We start from the raw sequence: 21,549 nt of genomic DNA, 5'->3' as shown, positions 1-21,549 counted from the left end.
CTCCCAAAAGAGATATTTTTAAAAATCCCTACTTACATACTTCACCCCGGTATCAGAGGCGACAGAGGTCATAATTCGCTAGACCACGCCTTGCGAGATGATAAAAAAGAGTGGGGAGTCGTGATCCTTAGAGCAAATGAAGAGCTTGACGGCGGAGATATTTACGCAGAAGTCAGATTTGATATGCGAGAGAGTTACAAGGCGTCCATCTATAGAAATGAAGTTGCATGTACTGCTTCAAAAGCTCTCAAAATTCTTTTAAAAAACCTACATGACAAAGATTTTAAACCTACTCCTCAGCTAAAATCTCCGATACATAACTATCTATCAGAGAGCCAGAGAGCAATTGATTGGCAAAAAGATACAACTAAAGAGATTATAAAAAAGATATATGTGAGCGATAGTTACCCCGGTGTTAAAGATGAGTTTTTAGGAGTAGAGTGTTATCTTTTTGGAGCGCATGAAGAGGAGACTTTACGAGGAGAGGCAAAAGAGATAATCGCAAAAAGAGACGGTGCTATTTGTGTCGCAACTATTGATGGCGCTTTATGGATAAGCCACATGCAAGAGGTCGGGAGGTTTAAACTTCCATCTACATATGTTTTAAAAGAGAAGATAAAAGGGGTAAAGGAGATACGCATACCGCTGATAGCCAAATATAAAGAAAACACCTTTCATGAGATTAGCTCAAAAATTATAGGCGAAGCAGGGTATCTCTACTTTAACTTTCACAACGGTGCCATGCACTCTGAGCAGTGCATAAGGCTAAAATATGCGTTTGAGCATCTAAGCGAGAGCTGTAAAGTGATAGTTTTAATGGGCGGAGAGGATTTTTTTAGCAACGGGATTCATCTAAATATCTTGCAAGACTCAAAAAAGCAGGGAGAAGATGGCTGGAGCAACATAAACGCTATGAATGATGTCGTAAAATCGATACTTTTTGCTGATGAAGTTATCACTGTTGCATCTTTAGGCAAAAACGCAGGGGCAGGCGGAGTCTTTTTGGCTCTTGCATGTGACTATGTTGTCGCACAAAAGGGAGTTGTGTTAAATCCGCACTACAAAACATTAGGACTAAGTGGGAGCGAATATCACACTTATACATTAGAAAAAAGAGTAGGCAAAGAAAAAGCAGAGGAACTTTTGAACAACTGTTTGCCAATAAGTGCAGATAGTGCTTTTAGGATTGGTATGATTGATAAAGTTTTTGAAGATGACGATTATTTTGACTCTTTAGGGGAGTTTGCTCAAAAACTATGCGAAGATGAAGATAGATACAGTGATTTTTTATATAAAAAAGAGGATTATCTATCCAAAAACATCTCCACGATAGAGAAGAAAAAAGAGCAGGAGTTAAAAGTCATGTATCCAGAGTTTTGGGATGAAGATAGCTCTTTTCATAAACTTAGATATGATTTTGTTTATAAAGTGTGTTCCATTGAAACACCTAAAAGATTAAAATCAAGAGGCACTAGCGCCGAGGGAAATCTAGTGTTAGTGACAAAATAAAATCAAGGAATACGGATGCATGAGTATAGTATAGTCCAGTCTCTTTTAGACTCATGTGAAGCCAATGCACTGAAGAATAATGCAAAAAAAGTAACCAAAGTTGTAGTGAAAATCGGTGTCATGAGCGGAGTTGAGCCAGAGCTTTTAAGAACTGCGTTTGATACATTTAAAGAAAAGACACTCTGTGAAGATGCGGAGTTTGTCATAAATATCCAGCAAATCGTTATAAAATGCAATAAATGCCTAAAAGAATCAGTTTTAGAGAGTATAGAGTATCGTTGCCCTACATGTAAAGATATAGATATTGATATTCTTGATGGGGAAGATATGTATCTGATGCAGTTAGAGCTTGTGTAGATGTAAAGTATGATTTAGGAGGCATCTTAAATTTGAAGCTACAATCAAAGAGAGTTTTTAAGGTATTTATATTGTTGAAAAATTCTATAATAGTAGAAATGTAAAAATTTATATTTAAGTTAAACAATGCTTAAAGCTTTTTTAGGTAAAATTGCGCACTTTTTATATATATTTAAGGAATTGTACATGTACGCAATTATCAAAAACGGTGGCAAGCAGTATAAAGTTCAAGAGGGTGATATTTTATTATTAGATAAAATGTCTCTTGAGCCAAAAGCTTCTATCGAGATTAAAGAAGTTCTAGCTGTTAATGCAGGCGAACTTAAAGTTGGAGCACCATTTATTGAGGGTGCTGTTGTAACTGCTGAGGTTATTAATGAAGGGCGCCAGAAGAAAGTTATAACTTTTAAAAAGCGTCGTCGTAAAGACTCTAAAGTAAAAAGAGGCTTTAGAAGAGATTATACGCGCGTTCGTATTACAAATATAGCGGCATAAGCTAAAAAAACTTAAGGAGATTTAAGATGGCACATAAGAAAGGTCAAGGTAGTACACAAAATAATCGTGACTCGGCTGGTAGAAGACTTGGTGTAAAGAAGTATGGTGGAGAGGCTGTAGTAGCAGGTAATATCATTATTCGTCAAAGAGGAACTAAAGTTCATCCTGGAAAAAATGTCGGTATGGGAAAAGACCATACTATTTTTGCTTTGGTTGACGGAGTTGTATCATTTCATAGAAAAGATAAAAAACGTCAACAAGTTTCAATTATCCCCGCTGCATAATTCTACAATATTTGAGCCTTGGCTCAAATATTTCTACTTCAAATTTAGACTTCTTGTCTAACAAAATTTTAAATATTTAACAGTTTACTTTTTATTGTCAGTAGTAAATTCTTAAGTATTAAACATCAAGGAAAATATATGTTTACGGACAGCGTAGAATTAACAGTCTCTTCTGGAAAAGGTGGGCAAGGATGTGTCGCATTTCGTCGTGAAAAATTTGTCGTAAACGGTGGACCAAATGGTGGAGACGGCGGCAAAGGCGGCGATATCTGGTTTAAGTGCGACAATAACACTCACACACTCTCTCACTTTCAAAAAAAGATGCATATAAAAGCAGATAACGGAGCTCCGGGTGAAGGTTCTAATATGACCGGAAAATCAGGTGTTAAAAAGACTATTATTGTGCCACCGGGAACACAGATAATAGATCTAGAGAGTGGTGAAGTGCTGTTTGATATGCTGGAGGATGGACAAGAAGAGCTTTTTATTACGGGCGGAAAAGGCGGACTTGGAAATACCCACTTTAAATCCTCTACAAACCAGAGACCTACTTATGCTCAACCGGGACAAAAGGGAGAGACAAGAAGAATTAAGCTTGATCTTAAACTTATAGCTGATGTTGGCTTGGTAGGTTTTCCTAATGTCGGTAAATCCACCCTCATATCAACAGTCTCAAACGCTCGCCCAGAGATTGCAAACTATGAGTTTACAACATTAACGCCCAAACTCGGTCAGGTAAATATAGGTGACTTTGAGTCATTTGTTATGGCTGATATTCCGGGTATTATTGGTGGAGCACATGAAGGAAAAGGTCTTGGAATTGAGTTTTTAAGACATATAGAGAGAACTGAGATACTTCTTTTTATGATTGATTTAGCATCATATAGAGATTTAAAAGAGCAGATAGAGACGCTAAAAGAAGAGGTTGCGGCATTTTCAGATAAGTTAGCGCATAGTAAATATGCAATTGCTCTAACTAGAGTCGATGTAGTGCCGGCAGATGAAATACAAGAGCTAATTACAGGCTTTTTGAAGATGCAGGGAGTAGAACCTACTAAAGATAGCGATATAGGTTTTGATAAGACGATGCCTTATTTTATTCAAAAAACAGCGGAGGAGACACTTGGCTATAACAGAGCACTTCCATACTTTATAGTGCCTATCTCCTCTGCTACAAATAAAAATATTGAGCCGCTTAAAAATGCTCTCTTTAAGCTAGTTCAATCAAAAAGGCAAGAGTCCTAAAATATGAGAAGAGTTGTTGTAAAAGTTGGAAGTGCAGTTTTAACGCAAAATGATTCTATTGCTCTAGAGAGAATGAAGGAGCTGGTGGATTTTTTATGTAAACTTAGAGAGACAAATGATGTTATTTTAGTCTCTTCTGGAGCAGTAGCAGCAGGTTACACAGCTTTAAAGTTAGATAGAAGTGTACTGCAAAATAAACAAGCCTTAGCTGCAATCGGGCAGCCGATACTTATGAACAAATATAGTAAGAAGTTTGGAGTGCATGATGTATTAACTGCGCAGGTTTTAGTAACTGCCGCAAACCTGCAAAGAGAAGATGAGATACAGAGAATCAAAGATACAGTCAATACTCTTCTCTCAAACGGAGTCATTCCTATTATAAACGAAAATGATGCAACATCAACTAAAGAGTTAGTCGTTGGAGACAATGATCAACTCTCGGCATATATTACAAAGCATACAGACTCAGATCTACTTGTTATTCTATCGGATATTGATGCTTATTATGATAGTGATCCGAGAAAAAATCCAAATGCTAAAATCCTTAAAACAGTAGAGAGCATAGATGAGAATGAGCTTGAGAAAGAGGCAACTCCTCATGGTGCTTTTGCAACAGGTGGAATTTTGACAAAACTAAAAGCTGCCAACTATCTGTTAGGACATGGAGTTGATATGGTGCTAGCTAGCGGATATGACCTAAGTGATATTAAGAGTCTTTTGCTTGAGGCTAGACATGAGGGTGGAACTATCTTTACTAAGGCTAAGAGATGAAAATTATTTTTATGGGAACACCTGATTATGCAGGTCATATTTTAGAAAAAATCATCACTACCAAAGATATGGAGGTAGTCGCGGTCTATACACAACCCGATAAACCCGTTGGACGGAAAAAAATCTTAACTCCTCCCGTTGTTAAGACAATTGCCCTTCAAAACAACATTAGTGTTTACCAGCCTGAGAGATTAAGAGACGTAGAAACGATTAACGAGTTAAAAAATATAGAGTGTGACTACATTGTAGTTGCCGCATACGGGCAGATACTTCCACGCGAGATATTAGAGCATGCCCCTTGCATAAATCTTCATGCTTCAATATTGCCTCACTATAGAGGAGCAAGTCCGATACAACAGACTCTTTTAAATGGCGATAGCAAAACAGGTGTAACTGCCATGTTAATGGACGAAGGTCTTGATACCGGAGATATTATAAAAATCAAAGAGATTGATGTTGGCGAAAATGAGATGGCAGAGTCACTGTTTGAGAGACTATCTTTTGCTGCCTGCGAGCTTACTATTGATGTTCTAGAGAATTTCGACTCTTTTACACCAACAAAGCAGGATAACTCTAGAGCCTCATATTGCACAAAAATAACTAAACAAGACGGCGAGGTTTCATTTGAGGATGCCTCTTTGCTTTTTAACAAATATCGTGCGTTTACTCCTTGGCCGGGAGTCTATCTCGCTTCGGGCTTAAAGTTAAAAAAGATAGAGATGGTAGAGAAAGAGAGCCAAAATATGAGCGGAGAGATACTACATGTAGATAGAGAGTCTATTGTAGTGGGTTGTAAAAAAGGAACGATAAAAGTTTTAAGTGTTCAGCCGGAGTCAAAAAAAGAGATGGATATATTATCTTATATAAACGGTAAGAGAGTAGGCGTTGCAGATACTCTCTCTTAAAAGGGTAGATTCAACTCAAAAATATCTAAAAGAGTTGATTAAAGAGAACAGAATTTCCCTGCCATATGCAGTTGTAGCAGAGTTACAGACAGAGGGGGTAGGAAGCAGAGGAAACTCTTGGAGTGGAGCTGATGGAAATCTTTTTTTATCATTTGCCATACCATTGAAAGATTTGCCAAAAGATTTGAAACTTGAATCTGCATCTATCTATTTTTCTTATATTTTAAAAGAGACGTTAGAGGAGTTTAATTCTACTGCTTGGTTAAAGTGGCCTAACGACTTTTATATAGAGAATAAAAAAGTCGGAGGGATGATTACAAACCTTATAGCGGACGCTATAGTCTGCGGCGTAGGGATAAACATAGCATCATCACCTAATGATTTTGCAATATTAGATATAAATTTAAACAGAGATGAGCTTATAAAAAGGTATTTTATAAATATTAAAAAAAAGAGTTCATGGAAGCAAGTTTTTAGTAAATATAAGTTAGAATTTTACAGAAATCAAAACTTTTATACACACAGTAAAAATTTAAGAATTTCTTTAAAAGATGCATCACTTCAAAGTGATGGGTCTGTTGTAGTCAATGGTGAGAGGATATATAGTCTAAGATGAGTGAAGTAATTGTAATAGCAAATCAAAAGGGTGGCGTAGGTAAAACTACAACTGCTGTTAACTTGGCTGCCTCGCTTGCTGTTGCAGAAAAAAAAGTTCTTTTAATAGACTCAGATCCGCAGGCCAATGCTACTACGTCTTTGGGCTTTCACAGAAACGATTATGAGTTTAACATCTATCATGTACTAATCGGAACAAAAAAACTAAAAGATATTATTTTAAAGTCAGAACTCCCAACTCTTCATCTCGCACCCTCAAATATTGGGCTTGTAGGAATAGAAAAAGAGTACTATGATGCACAAAACTCAAAAGGACGCGAGCTTGTTTTAAAAAAAGCAATAGCAAATGTACTAAAAGATTACGACTATATCATTATAGACTCCCCTCCGGCACTTGGACCTATGACGATAAATGCGCTCTCAGCTTCAAACTCGGTAATAATCCCCATCCAGTGTGAATTTTTTGCGCTTGAGGGTTTGGCACAGTTATTAAATACTATAAAACTTGTAAGAAAGTCTATAAATCAAAAATTAAATATAAGAGGTTTTTTGCCAACAATGTTTAGTGCGCAAAACAATCTATCAAAACAAGTTTTTGCAGATTTAAAGCAGCACTTTGATAGTAAACTCTTTAAAGATTTAAATGGAGAGATTATAGTGGTTCCTAGAAATGTTAAATTAGCTGAGTCGCCATCATTTGGTAAGCCGGCTATTCTTTATGATGTAAAATCAGTAGGTTCGGTTTCTTATCAAAATTTAGCACAAGCGATTATAAAAGTATGAAATCACAAAAATTAGGTAGAGGATTGGGCGCACTTTTAGGTGAAATAGATGAGGCGTATGAGAATGAGATTTCTCAAAAAGATTCAATTGTAGAGATTCCTCTAAAAGATATTAGACCAAATCCGTTTCAACCGAGAAAACACTTTGAAGAGAGCTCTCTTTATGAGCTTAGCGAATCTATAAAAAATGATGGCTTACTGCAGCCTATAGTTGTAACGGAGGATATTGACGGATATGTTTTGATTGCAGGAGAGAGAAGACTGCGTGCATCAAAATTGGCAAAACTAAAGACAATACGCGCCATTATTTTAAACAGCGACGATCAGAAGATGAGACAGTTTGCTCTTATAGAGAATATCCAAAGAGACGAGTTAAACTCTATAGAACTTGCGCACGCTTACGGAGAACTTATAAAACTCCATGAAATTACGCAAGAAGAGTTATCTACTAGAATTCATAAAAGTAGAACGCACATTACTAACACTATCAGACTTCTGCAACTTTCACAAAAAACGCAAAGAGCACTTATAGAGAAGAAGATAAGTACCGGTCATGCTAAGGTGCTAGTTGGTTTAGATGAGAAGCAGCAGCAGCTTATTGTTAATTCAATAATTGGACAAAAACTTAGTGTAAGAGAAGTTGAAGCAACCATAAAGAGTATAAAAAATTCAAAATCTGATTTATCCGACAAGACAGAGAGTTGCTCTTATGACTTTAGTAGTTTAAAAGAGAGATTATCTGAATTAGGTTTTAAAAATAAAAACTCTGCTAAAAGCTTAACAATAGAGTTTGAAGATGAAGAGCAGATAGAGAAATTTTTAAACTTTTTTTCAAATTAAGAACTACTTATGCTAATTAATTTAAAATATTTTATATAAAATATAAATATTTTTTAATTTTTTTGTCAGTTTAACAATTCTTTTAATTTTAACATAGTATAATCACGCAACTTTTAGGAGGCGCTATGTTAGATATAAATCCGATACTACTTGTAGCTACATTAATTGTATTTCTTTCGCTTATAGCCGCTCTAAACAGTTGGCTTTACAATCCATTATTTGCATATATGAGTAAAAGGGATGATGACATCAAAAAAGATCTTGAAAAAGTAGGATCTAATGATGATGAAATCAGAGAGCTTGAATCAAAAGCAAAGTCAATAATTGCAAACGCTAAGCTGGAAGCAGCGACTTTAAGAGAGAAAGTTATTACGGATGCTAAAGAGTTAGCAGAGAGTAAGTTAGAAGCAAAACGAGCTGAATTAGCTAGTCAGTACTTAGAGTTTGAGCAGTTGCTTGCTAAAACTCGTGAACAGTTGGGAAGTGATTTAAAATCCCAGATTCCACTGTTTAAAGAAGCTGTTAAAGCTAAATTTAGTCAAATATAAGGATGTAATGTGAGTAGAATTTTAGTATTTATGCTAATGATATCAACCTTTGCATTGGCATCTAATGGCAATGCAGAGAGTACAGGCACCGATATAGTACAAAGAACAGTCAATTTTCTACTATTTGCCGGACTAATTTGGTATCTTGTTGCTGAACCTGTCAAAAATTATTTTGCATCAAGAAGTCAGGGGATTGCTGATGAGATGAAAAAGGTTCAAGATAAATTAAGAGAGACGGCAGCTTTGAAGAAGGATGCTCTTGCTAAAATATCGGCAGCTGAAAAGTTTGCACAAGATTTGGCAATTAGCTCAAAAAAAGAGAATAAAGTTATAAACGATAACATTATGGCTCAATGTGATGCAGACATTTTAATTATGTCAAAACAGCAAGCCGTACTTATAGATTTTGAGCAAAGAAGAATGGTCAGAAGTGTAGTAGAAGAGACACTTAAAGAGGTGCTTGCTCAAAGTGATGAGAGCTTTGATAAAGAAGCAATGGCAAATGTTATCTTAAAGAAGGTGGCATAAGATGGAAGAGTTAATCGCAAAAAGATATATAAAAGCTATCAAGCAAGGTTCTAGTGCGGAAAATATGCAAAATATAGCTTCTATATTTGCTGTTTTAGCCGAAGCGTTTAATAATGAAAAATTTAACCAAATTATTAACAACCCTGATGTAAGTAAACAGCAAAAATCAGAAATATTATTAGATGCAGTTAAATCTACTAACTCTAAAGATGTTGAAAACCTGATTAAACTACTTGCTGAACATAATCGTATCAATATTATTCCTGCTGTTGCGGAAGTGATGAGAAAAGATATTGCAATTACAAACAAAAGTTATAGCGGAGCTGTTTATAGTAATAGCGATATTGATGCTAAAGTTATAGATGATTTAAGCATTGGTTTAGGTAGCAAGTTTAATTCAAAAATATCATTAAAGTTTGAAAAAAGCAGTTTTAACGGAATAAAAGTAGATGTCGCAGATTTGGGTGTTGAGATTAGTTTCTCAAAATCTAGAATCAATAGTCAAATTATAGAACATATTGCAAAAGCAATTTAATTTTCAACGAGAGGAGATGTGTAGTGGTAGCAAAAATTCAGGCTGATGAAATCAGCTCAATAATCAAAGAGCGTATCGATAACTTTGAACTAAGTATAGATATTAATGAGACAGGTAAGATTGTCTCTTATGCTGATGGTGTTGCGCAAGTTTACGGACTAAGCAACGTTATGGCTGGGGAGATGGTAGAGTTCGAAGAGGGAACAAGAGGTTTAGTCATGAACCTTGAGGAGAGCACTGTAGGTGTTGTTATTCTTGGAGCAGGATTAATGTTAAAAGAGGGGATGTCTGTTAAGAGATTAGGCAAACTTCTTAAAGTTCCTGTTGGCGACGCTCTACTGGGTCGTGTAGTAAATGCTCTTGGTGAGCCGATTGACGGTAAGGGTCCTATAGAGACAACTGAAACTCGTTTTGTAGAGGAGAAAGCTCCAGGAATCATGAGCAGAAAATCTGTTCATGAGCCTTTGGCAACCGGTATTAAAGCAATTGATGCTCTAGTTCCAATCGGAAGAGGTCAAAGAGAACTTATAATCGGTGACAGACAGACAGGTAAAACAACGGTTGCTCTTGATGCTATTATCAATCAAAAAGGTAACGGCGTTGTTTGTGTCTATGTTGCTGTTGGACAAAAAGAGTCAACTGTTGCTCAAATTGTTCGTCGCTTAGAGGAGCATGGTGCACTTGAGTACACTATTATTGTCTCTGCAACAGCTGCAGAAGCTGCAGCACTTCAATTTTTAGCTCCTTATACAGGTGTTACAATGGGTGAGTATTTCCGTGATAACGCTAGACATGGTCTGATTGTATATGATGATTTGACTAAACATGCAGTTGCTTACCGTGAGATGTCACTTATTCTTCGTCGTCCTCCGGGTCGTGAAGCATATCCTGGTGATGTTTTTTATATCCACTCTCGTCTTTTAGAGAGAGCTGCAAAGCTTTCAGATGAGAAGGGTGCAGGATCTTTAACAGCTCTTCCTATTATTGAGACACAAGCCGGTGACGTTGCGGCATACATCCCGACAAACGTTATATCTATCACTGATGGTCAAATTTTCCTAGAGACTGAACTATTTAATTCAGGTATTCGTCCTGCAATTAACGTTGGTCTTTCGGTTTCACGTGTTGGTGGAGCTGCTCAGATTAAAGCTACTAAACAAGTTGCAGGAACACTTAGACTTGATCTTGCACAGTACCGTGAACTTCAAGCATTTGCGCAATTTGCATCTGACCTTGATGAGACATCACGTAATCAACTTGAGCGTGGTCAAAGAATGGTAGAAGTTTTAAAACAAGGACCTTTCTCTCCACTCTCTGCTGAGAAGCAAGTAGTTATTATATTTGCCGGTAATGAGGGCTTCTTAGATGATATGGATCCATCAAATGTTGTTCGTTTTGAGGCTGAGATGTATCCTTTTATTGAGGCAACTTATCCTCAGATTTTTGAGAACATCAGAAGTACTTCTAAAGTAGATGATGACACTAAAGCATTGATGAAAAAAGCACTTGAAGAGTTCAAAGCTAGCTTTATAGTAGCGTAAGGATAACTTATGGCAAACTTGAAAGATATTCAAAGACAGATTAAGAGTGTAGCTAACACTCAAAAGACGACACGTGCTATGAAACTTGTATCGACTGCAAAACTAAAACGTGCAGAAGAGCTAGCTAAGCGCTCTCGTCTTTATGCTGCAAAAATGAATCAGGTGCTTGCCGAAATTGCTGGACGTATAAAATGCAACAAAATCGGTGGATTGGACAATCGATGTTTTTTAGAGATTGAAGATCCAAAAACTGTTGACATAGTTTTTGTTACTGCTGATAAAGGTTTATGTGGTGGTTTTAATATTCAAACTATTAAAGCTGTTAAAGAACTTTTAGCAGAGTATAAAGCAAAAAATGTAAAAGTGCGTTTACGTGGAATCGGCAAGAAGGGCATAGAGTTTTTTAAATACAATGAAGTTGAACTTTTTGATTCGGTAGTAAATCTTAGTTCTAAGCCAGACAAAGATGGCTCAGATAGCTTCATAATATCTTCTATCGAAGATTTTAAAGATGGAAAAATCGACGCTCTTCACATTGTATATAACGGTTATAAAAACATGATTACTCAAGAGTTGCATGTTAATAAAATATTGCCGGTCGATTCAACTCAGTTTGAGTGCGAAGAGCTAGAGCAATCTATGCTAGAGATAGAATCCGACGATGAAGAGAAGATGTTGGATTCTTTAGTAAATAGATACGTTCAATATGCAATGTATTATGCATTAATCGATTCAGTTGCTGCTGAACATAGCGCTAGGATGCAAGCAATGGATGCAGCTACAAACAATGCAAAAGAGATGGTTAGGTCATTAAATGTTGAGTTTAATAAAGCAAGACAAGCAGCTATTACTACAGAGCTTATAGAGATTATAAGCGGTGTGGAGTCTATGAAATAATGGAGAAAAATATGATTGGTAAAATAAGCCAGGTTATGGGTCCGGTTGTTGATGTTGATTTTGATGGGTATCTTCCTATTATTAACGAAGCAATCGAAGTTAATATACATTTAGAAGGTACGGTAACTCGTTTAGTACTAGAAGTTGCAGCACATCTAGGTGATGGTCGTGTTAGAACAATTGCTATGGATATGAGTGAAGGTCTTGTTCGTGGAATGGAAGCAAAGGCTACCGGCGCTCCTATTAAAGTTCCGGTTGGCGAGAAAGTACTTGGACGTATTTTTAATGTAATTGGAGAGACAATTGATGAAGGTGAGCAGGTAACAGATGCTCCTACATGGTCAATTCATCGTCAACCTCCTGCTTTAGTTGATCAATCAACTACAACAGAGATGTTTGAAACAGGTATTAAAGTTGTTGACTTATTAGCACCATACTCAAAAGGTGGTAAAGTTGGACTATTTGGTGGTGCGGGTGTTGGTAAAACAGTTATCATCATGGAGCTTATTCATAACGTTGCAATGGGTCATGACGGTCTATCTGTATTTGCAGGTGTTGGTGAGAGAACGCGTGAGGGTAATGACCTTTACCACGAAATGAAGGACTCAAACGTACTTGACAAAGTTGCACTCTGCTACGGTCAGATGAGTGAGCCTCCTGGAGCACGTAACCGTATTGCTCTTACAGGTCTTACAATGGCTGAGTACTTCAGAGACGAGAAAGGTCTTGACGTATTGATGTTTATTGATAATATCTTCCGTTTTGCACAATCTGGTTCAGAGATGTCTGCACTTCTTGGGCGTATCCCTTCAGCTGTTGGTTATCAACCGACTTTAGCTCGTGAGATGGGTGCTCTTCAAGATAGAATTACGTCAACTAAAAATGGTTCGATTACATCTGTTCAAGCTGTTTACGTTCCTGCGGATGACTTGACTGACCCGGCTCCGGCATCAGTTTTTGCTCACTTGGATGCAACAACCGTTCTTAACCGTAAAATTGCTGAAAAAGGTATCTATCCTGCAGTTGATCCACTGGATTCATCTTCAAGATTGCTTGATCCACAAATTTTAGGCGAAGAGCACTATAGCGTTGCTCGCGGTGTTCAACAAACACTTCAAAAATATAAAGACCTGCAAGATATTATTGCAATTCTTGGTATGGATGAGCTTAGCGAAGATGATAAAAATGTTGTTGAGCGTGCTCGTAAAATTGAGAAGTTTCTATCTCAACCGTTTTTCGTTGCTGAAGTATTTACAGGTTCACCGGGTAAATATGTTTCTTTAGCTGATACTATTAAGGGCTTTAAAATGATTCTTGATGGTGAGTGTGACCACATGCCAGAGGGTTCTTTTTACATGGTTGGTGGTATAGATGAGGCGGTTGAAAAAGCTGAAAAAATGAAGTAATTCATAAAGGACTAACATGGATAAGTTAAAACTTGAAATCCTTACTCCTAACGGCGTAATCTATAATGATGAGGCCCTTAGCGTTACTCTTCCCGGAGAAGAGGGCGAGTTTGGCGTTCTAGCTGGGCACTCATGTTTGACTACACTGCTTGAAGCAGGCGTAGTTGATATTGAAAAAGAGGATAAATCAGTCGAGTCAATTCTAATTAATTGGGGTGTTGTCCAAGTTGATGAAGAAAAGGTTATTGTATTAGTAGAGGGTGCTGTAGCCATTCGCGGGGAGACTGAAAGTGCTGTTTCTAAAGCGCTTGAAAATGCAAAAGAGCTTATCGAATCTATTAAAGACAATAATCCTGCAATTGCTGCTGCAACTGCAAGACTTGAGTCGGCAGCACAAAATTTACTATAAATTATGATTAACGAAATAATTGATTTTTATATAAAAAGTCACCCTGTGACACTCGCAGTTTTAGCGATATTGGCACTATACTTTATAGTGCTAAACTGGGTCTTTTTCTACAGATATTTTTCTTTAAATAGTTGGCATGAGATAGAGAGCCGATCTCTAGAAGCTCTTCTTATGGGCGCAACTACCGTAGACACACAATCTTTTTTAAGCAATTTCATAAAAACAAGTACAAATAGTTCAAGAGACATCTTAACTCTTGCCGCATCAGCAGCTACAAAAGATGCTACAAAGGGTCTTTCCGTATTATCGGTATTTGCTTCAACGACGCCCTTTATCGGACTCTTTGGAACCGTTGTTTCAATATTGGACACATTTACTCATATAGGGCAGAGTAGCGGCGGAATGTCAGTAATAGCAAGCGGAGTCTCTGATGCACTAGTTGCAACAGCTGCTGGTATTTTTGTTGCAATATTTGCTTACACATATCACCAGATACTAAAGAGAAAATCATTTGAGCTAATTAGCTTTATTGAGATGCAAAGCGATGCAATAATAGCTAGAAAAGTGTAAAAATGGCTTATAATTGGGATGAAAAACCTGAACTAAACATTACGCCGTTAGTGGATGTTATGTTGGTTTTATTGGCAATTATGATGGTTATTGCACCTAATATGATTTATGAGGAGAAGATTAATCTTCCTCAGAGTTCAAAGACAAAATCACTCTCTAAGATTCCACCGGTTCATATTACGATAGATAAAGATAAAAATCTAAAAGTCAATAAAGATAACTACCAGTTAAATGCATTTTTGGATAACTTTTTTCTCTACTCAAGAAAGCTTGATTTAAAAGCGACTGTACTAATTAGTGCAGATAAAAGTTTGGATTACGGTGTTGTTATGTCTGTTCTGGCTGCTGTTAAACAAGCCGGTTTTACAGAGGTATCATTAGCTACAAATGGATAATAAAAACTCCTACTTCTATATTAGCGGTGCTCTATCGCTCTCTATGTTTCTCTTTTTTTCTATCCTCTTTTTGCTTTTTATAACTTCATCAAAAGATATAAAGAGCTTTGCCTTGAAAAAGGATAATTATATATCCATATCTATGGAGATTCCAAAAATCGAAGCAGGTAGTGTAAAAAAAAGTGTAGATTCTCCTGCAAAAGATGAGCCGGTAATAAAACCAGCTAAAGAGGAAGAGTCTCAAAAAAAACCTGCGCAAAAAACAAAAACAGTTCAAGAGCTCTTTAGTAATGTATGGACAAAAGATATAAAAAAAACTCAAGAGCAAAAACCGATTACACAGAAGAGAGTGTTGGATGAAATTCAAAAAAAGATTCAAAAATCAGATGCAAATAAAGCTGAGTCAATTTCAAAAATGATAGAGAGTTTTGATGCACCAAATAAAGAAGATAAAAACTCAAAAAGCTCTACAGCAACAGAGGTTAATGAATATTTGGCTAAAATTCAAGCTTTAGTATATGAACACTTTTATCCGCCTAAAAACTCGCAAGGCAACAGTGTGACAGCTCTTATTGAACTTAGTCCATTAGGTAAGGTTATTGACTTTAGAATCTTGGTCTATTCTGATAGTGACGCCCTAAACAGAGAGTGTGATAAGATAAAAGAGAGACTTAGTAATATACTTTTTCCAATTAATCCTAACAATAGTTCAGGAAGATACAAAATAACATTAATTTCTAAGGAGTAATACTTGAAGCTGTTAATTTCATTTTTTATTACTATAACTTTTACTTTTGCAAGTGATGCTACGATAGAGGTTATCAAGAGAATTGACTCACTTCCTTCATTGGCAGTTGAAGATTCATCAGTAAGCTATGATGAGACACTAAGAAGCAGATTTTTTAAATCTTTAATTGCAGATTTAAATGTGCTTTCTATCTTTAATGTAGATAGACATCACCGCAAGGTCAACTATGATGCCGGCAGTGTGCTAGTTGAAAACAAAGATATGAACTACGTTTTAAGGTATAAATTAAGCCAAGATGATAATCAGGCATTAAATGTAGAAGTAAAAATGATTAGTGATGATAAAGCCGTATTTAACAAAAACTATAAAGTAAATAATACAAACGTATATATGTTTGTTTCTCACACCATTGCATATGATATAAACAAGTTTATGGGTGAAGCGCCTGTTGAGTGGATGAAAAGAAAAGTTATATTTTCAAGAATGGTTGATCCTCAAAAAAGTGAATTAGTAATTGCCGACTATACTCTTACCTACCAGCATATAGTTGTAAAAGGTGGTTTTAACATATTTCCAAAATGGGCAAATAAAGAGCAAAGCGCTTTTTATTACACCTCTTTGGATGAGAAGAAACCAACATTAAAGTATGTAGATATTAAAACCGGTAAAAGTAAGGTTATCAAATCATCTGATGGAATGATGGTATGCTCGGATGTAAGCGATGACGGCAGTAAGTTACTATTAACAATGGCACCTGAAGGACAGCCTGATATCTATTTATATGATGTCAGAACGCAAAGCAGTAAAAGGTTAACAACTTTTGGCGGTATTGACGTAGGTGCTCAATTTTTAGGCAAGGATAGTATAGTTTTTGTCTCTGATCGACTCGGATATCCAAATATTTTTTCGAAAAACTTGAACTCCGGAAGTGTTGAGCAGATAGTTTATTATGGAAAAAGTAATTCAGCATGTAGTGTATTTGGGCAATATATTGTTTATAAAGCCAGAGAGAGTTCTGAATCATTTGGAAATAACACTTTTAACTTGCATCTTGTATCTATGGAGACCGATTTCATTAGAAGACTTACTGCAGTCGGCATAAATGAATTTCCAAGATTTTCAATTGATGGTGACGCACTAATCTTTATAAAGAGTTATAAGGCTCAAAGTTCTATAGGAATAATTAGATTAAACCACAATAAAAACTATCTTTTCCCGTTAAGCTATGGAAAAGTTCAATCGATAGATTGGTAAAATAGGATTATAAAAATATATTAATTTTATTTTGGTACAATCACGCTAACTAAATTTTAAGGTTGAAAAATGAAAAGTATTGTAGTCTCTAGTGCGATAGCAGCACTTCTAGTATTAAGTGGGTGTGGTGACAAAGATCCCAAAGTTGATGGTTCAGTTGCAGATAGTAGTGTAGAGCAAGAGGTCTTACAAGATCAAGCAGCTCAAGAAGTAGCTCCTGTTCAGACCGAAACAGTATCATCTAGTGAAGCTGCTGTTATGAGTGACAGTGGCGCTCAAGAGACAGAGGGTCAAGCTATGATGAGAATTGAAAAAGAGCTCTTAACTATATATTTTGACTTTGACAAGTTTAATATAAGAGCAGATATGCAAGAAAACTTATCTACTGATGCAGATATAGCAAAAACTAAAGCTAAAGATTTTTCTATTAAGCTAGAGGGTAATTGTGATGAGTGGGGAAGTGATGAGTATAACTTTGCACTTGGACTAAAAAGAGCAAATACAGTGAAAAAATCGCTTGTCGCCGAAGGTGTTAATGAGGGTCGTATTACAATGGTAAGTTTTGGTAAAAGCAATCCTGTTTGTAATGATAAGACTAGAGAGTGCTGGGCTAAAAATCGTAGAGTTGACTTTAAACTTTTACCGTAATATATGAATATAGTTAAATTAATTGCTACATTAGCAATAATCTTTTCTTCTTCTCTCCTGAATGCCGAACCATCTGCGTTTGGCGCAGGAGACTTAAATAATCCTAATCCCTATGGATTGACTCAGACTGAGGCAGTATTATTAGAGACTAAAAAAAACCTTAATAAGGTTGTCGTAAAAAGCAATAATCAAGCTAATGAAGTTGAATCTCTAAGAGAGAGAATTGATGGACTTCAGACAGTTGTTGAGAGCATAAGTACATCATCACACGAAAACAGACTGAAATTAAAATCTCTTATTGATGAAAATGAGATTAAAGGTCAAACCTCTATTGAGCATGAAAAAAGAGTTTCTAAGGCAATTAAACAAAATAGTGATTTAATCATTGTTAATACGAATGAGATAGAGAAAATAAACCTTCTTATTGTTGAGATATCTAAGATTGTTGATTCTATCAACAAATCATATGTTACTAAAAGCGAATTTAACTCATTAGTAAATGATGTAAACAAATTTAAAGATCTTGTAGCAAAAGAGCTAAAAGAGACTACCACGGTAAAAAAATCTTCAACTGAAGGCATGTCAAACGGAGATATTGAGACAGAAGCTAAAAGTCTATACGACAGAAAAAATTATACTCAAGCTATAAAATATTATAAGCAATTAATAGAAAAAAATTATAAACCCGCACGCTCTCACTACATGATTGGGGAGATGGAGTACTACAGAAAAAATTATGCTGAGGCAATAGCCTACTTTAAAAAGAGTGCATCACTCTATAGTAAGGCGGATTATATGCCTGTTTTAATGCTTCATACTGCTATTTCAATGCAAGAGACGGGTGATGAGAAAAATGCTACCTCTTTTTACAATGCTCTGATTTCACAACATCCGCAGAGCAAAGAAGCAAAAACGGCAACAAGTAGGTTGAGTAAAATAAAATAGTAATTTTTATAATTACTGTTACAATATTTAGTATATAAAAATAATAAAAGGCACACAAATATGGCAATACAAACAAATCAAATTGTATCAATAGAGTATGAAGTTAATGATGGCGAAAAAGTTGTAGATAGTAATATCGGCGGTGAGCCGTTAGTATTTATGTTTGGAAAAGGTCAGATTATTCCAGGGCTAGAGAGTGCTATTGCCAATATGTCAATAGGTGAAAAAGCAGAAGTGCTTGTAAAAGCAGAAGATGCGTATGGCGAGTATAACAACGAAGCTATTCAAGAGGTTCCAAAAGATCAGTTTTCGGGTATTGATTTGGAGACCGGTATGACTCTTTATGGACAAGGTGAAGATGGCGGAACTGTTCAGGTTACCGTAAAGGAGATAGGAAGCGATAATGTCATTATTGATTTTAATCATCCTTTAGCAGGCAAGGATTTGGCTTTTATCGTCTCTGTTAATAATATTAGAGAAGCATCAGCTGATGAGATGGTAAGTGGTATTCCAGTAGAAAATCAACAAGACGATTGTTGTAGTACCGGTGGTGGCACTGGTTGTGGATGCTAATTTTATAACTGCCTGTGCATCTTCGTTGCAGGCATTTAAAACAGCCACTCTTTTAAAAACATTAAATGTCAACTCTTTAATTACAGGAGAAGTCGGGGTAGGTAAAAAAAGCCTAGCCCAATATATACTTCCAGATGCTCCTATACTTGACGCATCAAATCATAATGAGCTCTTGAGCACTCTTGAGAGTGTCAATAAAATAGTAATTGCAAATTTAGAAAGTTCACCCAGCATAAAAAAAATTATTGATATTTTAAATAGTAAAAGAATAAGGGTAGTAGCAACCGCAAAAAGTTCATACTATAATAAAAATGCGGATAAATTTTTTAGTGTTAAATTTGAGATACCGCCACTAAAAGATAGACCTGCAGATGTAGAGGTTTTGGTAAAAAAGTTTGCTAAAGATGCTTCTATCTTTTTTAATTTAAAGAGTGAGTTTAAAATTAAGAATTTTAAACCGGATTTGAGCCAAAACTCTAACTCCTTGAAAAGACAGGTTATGATTAACTATCTTTTACAAGATATTAAAGAAGAGGAGTTAATGGAAATTTTTCAAAATTATTTGGTAGGTAAGTTGGGGTCAAATAGTGATTATAAAAACTTTCTACATCTCTATGAAGCTCCGTTGATAAAAGCCGGACTTCAAAGATTTAAATCACAACTTCAGCTCTCAAACAAACTAGGGTTAAACAGAAATACTCTTAGAAAAAAGATAGCTGAGAATAACAAATACTTATAAAAAGGGATAAAATGAAAAAGATAGCAATGATTTTTGCAGGACAAGGTTCTCAAGCAGTAGGAATGGGAAAAGATTTTTATGACAACTCAGAAATGGCACGTGAGATGTTTGAGGAGGCAGGAAAAAGAGCAGGGCTAAGGTTTGAGGAGTTACTTTTTAAAGAGCATGATTTGTTGAACCAAACAGCTTATACTCAACCGGCAATTCTTTTGGTTCAAATGGTAGCTTATCGTCTTTTTAAAGAAAAATGCCCAGATATAAAAGCTGAACTTTTTTTAGGGCACTCATTGGGTGAATTTTCTGCTCTGTGTGCAAGCGGTGCACTTGATTATGTTGACGCTGTTGAGCTTGTTCATAGACGAGGACAGCTTATGCAGGATGCTTGTAGCGATATTGAAGCGGGTATGATGGTTGTTATGGGGCTTGATGATGAGAGTGTAGAGAAGATATGTTCTGATGCGCAGAGTGAAGGAAAAAAGGTTTGGCCCGCTAACTATAATCAAGATGGACAACTTGTTATTGCAGGCATAAAGAGTGATTTGGCTTCACTAGAACAGACTTTTAAAGATGCGGGCGCTAAAAGAGCACTTCTTTTAAATATGTCTGTAGCGAGCCATTGTGAACTTTTGTCTCCTGCACAAATTCCGCTTAAGAGCTTGATGGAAGGGATGATAGAAGATAGTTTTGAAGCACCGGTCATCTCTAATGTAACTACCAAAGGGTATGCGACTAAAAATGAAGCGGTCGAGCTTTTAACTAAACAGCTTATAGAACCTGTTAAATATAAGCAGTCGATTTTGGCAATTGCCGATAGTGTCGATATTGCAATTGAGTTTGGAAATGGGGCAACGCTTAAGGGGTTAAACAAAAGAGTTGCTCCAAATTTAGAAACATATAATATCTCAGACATGAAATCACTCTTAGAAGTTGTAGAGAAAATTTGTAATTAAAAAAATTAAAATATTTAGATATAAGGGGAGTTAAATGAGAATAGCAATTATGGGGGCAATGCTTGAAGAAGTTGAGCCTTTTTTAGAACTTAGTGAACATGAACCGCTTTTAAAATATTTTAAAAAGCATAATGACATTGAATATGGTGGAAATGTATATCATGAGGCAAAATATAAAAATCATGAAATCATACTTGGGTATAGCAAGATTGGAAAAGTAAATGCAACTCTAACGGCTGCTACTATGATTGAAAAATTTGGTGCTGAAATGTTGTTGTTTACCGGTGTTGCCGGTGGAGTTAATCCAAAACTAAAAATCGGTGACTTAATTGCTGCTACACAGTTGTGTCAACATGATTTAGACATAACAGCTTTTGGGCATCCTCATGGTTATGTGCCAGAAGGAGCTGTTTATGTTAAGCCATCAGCTAATTTACTACATCTAGCCAAGGAGGTGGCTGATGAGAAAGATATTGATTTAATAGGCGGTATTATAGCTACCGGAGATCAATTCGTAGCTGATAAATCTAGAAAAGATTGGATAAAAAATACATTTGAAGCAGATGCTATAGAGATGGAAGGTGCTGCGGTTGCTGTTGTATGTGAGGCTTTTAACATACCTTTTTTTATAATGCGTTCAATTAGTGATACGGCAGATGAGGGAGCAGTTGAGGATTTTGATGAATTTTTAAAGCACTCATCACAAAGAAGCAGTAGTTTTATAGTATCAATGCTAGATAAAATAAAATAAGTATTGATGGTAAAGCTTAGCAAAAAAATTATGAGCAAGCTTGGCAAGACAAATGCCGAGTTTGGCTTGATAGAAGAGGGTGACAAGATACTAGTGGGACTTAGCGGAGGAAAAGATTCTCTCACACTAGTTCATGCACTAAAAGAGCAGCAGCGCCGAGCACCGTTTAAGTTTGAGTTTATTGCAACAACGGTTTCATACGGAATGGGAGAGAAGTTCGATAAATTGATTAGGCACTGCAAAGAGCATGAGATACCGCATCTTATACATGATACACAGATATATGAGCTAGCAGAGGAGAAAATAAGA

At 36.1% G+C, this 21,549-nt stretch carries 28 protein-coding genes; all 28 read left to right on the top strand.

Annotated elements, in window-relative coordinates; genetic code table 11:
• The coding region (locus M0Q20_RS08485) for an enoyl-CoA hydratase-related protein (protein ID WP_295060594.1) at positions 1–1,509 on the top strand (1,509 nt) is incomplete at its 5' end.
• 15 nt (positions 1,510–1,524) lie between these two features.
• Positions 1,525–1,866, top strand: a complete 342-nt coding sequence (gene hypA, locus M0Q20_RS08480) for a hydrogenase maturation nickel metallochaperone HypA (RefSeq protein ID WP_295060591.1) — start codon at positions 1,525–1,527, stop codon at positions 1,864–1,866.
• A 186-nt stretch (positions 1,867–2,052) separates the two neighbouring features.
• Positions 2,053–2,361 (top strand): 50S ribosomal protein L21, encoded by a 309-nt coding sequence (gene rplU / locus M0Q20_RS08475; protein WP_295060589.1) that lies wholly within the window; start codon positions 2,053–2,055, stop codon positions 2,359–2,361.
• 26 nt (positions 2,362–2,387) lie between these two features.
• Entirely contained in the window at positions 2,388–2,645 is a 258-nt protein-coding gene (gene rpmA, locus M0Q20_RS08470) for a 50S ribosomal protein L27 (protein ID WP_295060586.1), read from the top strand.
• Between the two features lie 138 nt (positions 2,646–2,783).
• Complete coding sequence (gene obgE / locus M0Q20_RS08465; protein WP_295060584.1) at positions 2,784–3,890, top strand: GTPase ObgE; 1,107 nt, start codon at positions 2,784–2,786, stop codon at positions 3,888–3,890.
• A gap of 3 nt (positions 3,891–3,893) precedes the next feature.
• A complete protein-coding gene (gene proB, locus M0Q20_RS08460) occupies positions 3,894–4,661 on the top strand; it encodes a glutamate 5-kinase (protein WP_295060581.1) in 768 nt (255 codons plus the stop codon).
• Positions 4,658–5,566, top strand: a complete 909-nt coding sequence (fmt, locus tag M0Q20_RS08455; RefSeq protein WP_295060578.1) for a methionyl-tRNA formyltransferase — start codon at positions 4,658–4,660, stop codon at positions 5,564–5,566. The genes proB and fmt overlap by 4 nt, the downstream gene beginning before the upstream one ends.
• On the top strand, positions 5,547–6,182 hold the full coding sequence (locus tag M0Q20_RS08450; RefSeq protein WP_295060575.1) for a biotin--[acetyl-CoA-carboxylase] ligase: 636 nt from the start codon (positions 5,547–5,549) through the stop codon (positions 6,180–6,182). Before fmt ends, M0Q20_RS08450 begins: the two co-directional genes overlap by 20 nt.
• Positions 6,179–6,964, top strand: a complete 786-nt coding sequence (locus tag M0Q20_RS08445; protein WP_295060572.1) for an AAA family ATPase — start codon at positions 6,179–6,181, stop codon at positions 6,962–6,964. Before M0Q20_RS08450 ends, M0Q20_RS08445 begins: the two co-directional genes overlap by 4 nt.
• Positions 6,961–7,803, top strand: coding sequence for a ParB/RepB/Spo0J family partition protein (locus tag M0Q20_RS08440; RefSeq protein WP_295060569.1), 843 nt, complete (start codon positions 6,961–6,963; stop codon positions 7,801–7,803). The genes M0Q20_RS08445 and M0Q20_RS08440 overlap by 4 nt, the downstream gene beginning before the upstream one ends.
• A gap of 125 nt (positions 7,804–7,928) precedes the next feature.
• Positions 7,929–8,351 (top strand): FoF1 ATP synthase subunit B', encoded by a 423-nt coding sequence (locus tag M0Q20_RS08435; protein ID WP_295060566.1) that lies wholly within the window; start codon positions 7,929–7,931, stop codon positions 8,349–8,351.
• Positions 8,352–8,360: 9 nt separating this feature from the next.
• Positions 8,361–8,879: a F0F1 ATP synthase subunit B gene (locus tag M0Q20_RS08430; protein WP_295060563.1), complete on the top strand. Its 519-nt coding sequence runs from the start codon at positions 8,361–8,363 to the stop codon at positions 8,877–8,879.
• A gap of 1 nt (position 8,880) precedes the next feature.
• Complete coding sequence (locus M0Q20_RS08425; RefSeq protein ID WP_295060560.1) at positions 8,881–9,414, top strand: F0F1 ATP synthase subunit delta; 534 nt, start codon at positions 8,881–8,883, stop codon at positions 9,412–9,414.
• Positions 9,415–9,437: 23 nt separating this feature from the next.
• Positions 9,438–10,955 carry a F0F1 ATP synthase subunit alpha gene (gene atpA, locus M0Q20_RS08420; RefSeq protein WP_295060557.1) on the top strand — a complete coding sequence of 506 codons (1,518 nt, stop codon included), beginning with the start codon at positions 9,438–9,440 and terminating at the stop codon, positions 10,953–10,955.
• Positions 10,956–10,964: 9 nt separating this feature from the next.
• Positions 10,965–11,852 carry an ATP synthase F1 subunit gamma gene (gene atpG / locus M0Q20_RS08415; protein ID WP_295060554.1) on the top strand — a complete coding sequence of 296 codons (888 nt, stop codon included), beginning with the start codon at positions 10,965–10,967 and terminating at the stop codon, positions 11,850–11,852.
• 11 nt (positions 11,853–11,863) lie between these two features.
• The gene (gene atpD, locus M0Q20_RS08410; RefSeq protein WP_295060551.1) at positions 11,864–13,258 is read left to right on the top strand and encodes a F0F1 ATP synthase subunit beta; all 1,395 of its coding nucleotides are present in this window, start codon (positions 11,864–11,866) and stop codon (positions 13,256–13,258) included.
• Between the two features lie 16 nt (positions 13,259–13,274).
• Positions 13,275–13,667: an ATP synthase F1 subunit epsilon gene (gene atpC, locus M0Q20_RS08405; protein WP_295060548.1), complete on the top strand. Its 393-nt coding sequence runs from the start codon at positions 13,275–13,277 to the stop codon at positions 13,665–13,667.
• Between the two features lie 3 nt (positions 13,668–13,670).
• Entirely contained in the window at positions 13,671–14,237 is a 567-nt protein-coding gene (locus M0Q20_RS08400; RefSeq protein WP_295060544.1) for a MotA/TolQ/ExbB proton channel family protein, read from the top strand.
• Between the two features lie 2 nt (positions 14,238–14,239).
• Complete coding sequence (locus M0Q20_RS08395; RefSeq protein WP_295060542.1) at positions 14,240–14,632, top strand: biopolymer transporter ExbD; 393 nt, start codon at positions 14,240–14,242, stop codon at positions 14,630–14,632.
• Complete coding sequence (locus M0Q20_RS08390) at positions 14,625–15,380, top strand: TonB C-terminal domain-containing protein (protein ID WP_295060539.1); 756 nt, start codon at positions 14,625–14,627, stop codon at positions 15,378–15,380. Before M0Q20_RS08395 ends, M0Q20_RS08390 begins: the two co-directional genes overlap by 8 nt.
• Before the next feature lie 3 nt (positions 15,381–15,383).
• Positions 15,384–16,634, top strand: a complete 1,251-nt coding sequence (gene tolB, locus M0Q20_RS08385) for a Tol-Pal system protein TolB (protein ID WP_295060536.1) — start codon at positions 15,384–15,386, stop codon at positions 16,632–16,634.
• A gap of 69 nt (positions 16,635–16,703) precedes the next feature.
• A complete protein-coding gene (locus tag M0Q20_RS08380; protein ID WP_295060534.1) occupies positions 16,704–17,282 on the top strand; it encodes an OmpA family protein in 579 nt (192 codons plus the stop codon).
• A gap of 3 nt (positions 17,283–17,285) precedes the next feature.
• Positions 17,286–18,227, top strand: coding sequence for a tetratricopeptide repeat protein (locus tag M0Q20_RS08375; RefSeq protein WP_295060531.1), 942 nt, complete (start codon positions 17,286–17,288; stop codon positions 18,225–18,227).
• A 60-nt stretch (positions 18,228–18,287) separates the two neighbouring features.
• The gene (locus M0Q20_RS08370; protein WP_295060528.1) at positions 18,288–18,800 is read left to right on the top strand and encodes a peptidylprolyl isomerase; all 513 of its coding nucleotides are present in this window, start codon (positions 18,288–18,290) and stop codon (positions 18,798–18,800) included.
• Positions 18,778–19,539, top strand: a complete 762-nt coding sequence (locus tag M0Q20_RS08365; protein WP_295060525.1) for a helix-turn-helix domain-containing protein — start codon at positions 18,778–18,780, stop codon at positions 19,537–19,539. Before M0Q20_RS08370 ends, M0Q20_RS08365 begins: the two co-directional genes overlap by 23 nt.
• Before the next feature lie 11 nt (positions 19,540–19,550).
• Positions 19,551–20,489, top strand: coding sequence for an ACP S-malonyltransferase (fabD, locus tag M0Q20_RS08360; protein ID WP_295060523.1), 939 nt, complete (start codon positions 19,551–19,553; stop codon positions 20,487–20,489).
• Positions 20,490–20,523: 34 nt separating this feature from the next.
• Entirely contained in the window at positions 20,524–21,240 is a 717-nt protein-coding gene (locus tag M0Q20_RS08355; protein ID WP_295060520.1) for a 5'-methylthioadenosine/adenosylhomocysteine nucleosidase, read from the top strand.
• Positions 21,241–21,246: 6 nt separating this feature from the next.
• On the top strand, positions 21,247–21,549 hold a 303-nt coding region (locus M0Q20_RS08350), incomplete at its 3' end, for an ATP-binding protein (RefSeq protein ID WP_295060517.1).

It is taken from the genome of Sulfurimonas sp., assembly GCF_023229025.1.
Taxonomy (GTDB): domain Bacteria; phylum Campylobacterota; class Campylobacteria; order Campylobacterales; family Sulfurimonadaceae; genus Sulfurimonas.
This window is presented reverse-complemented; position numbering and strand designations above follow the sequence as displayed.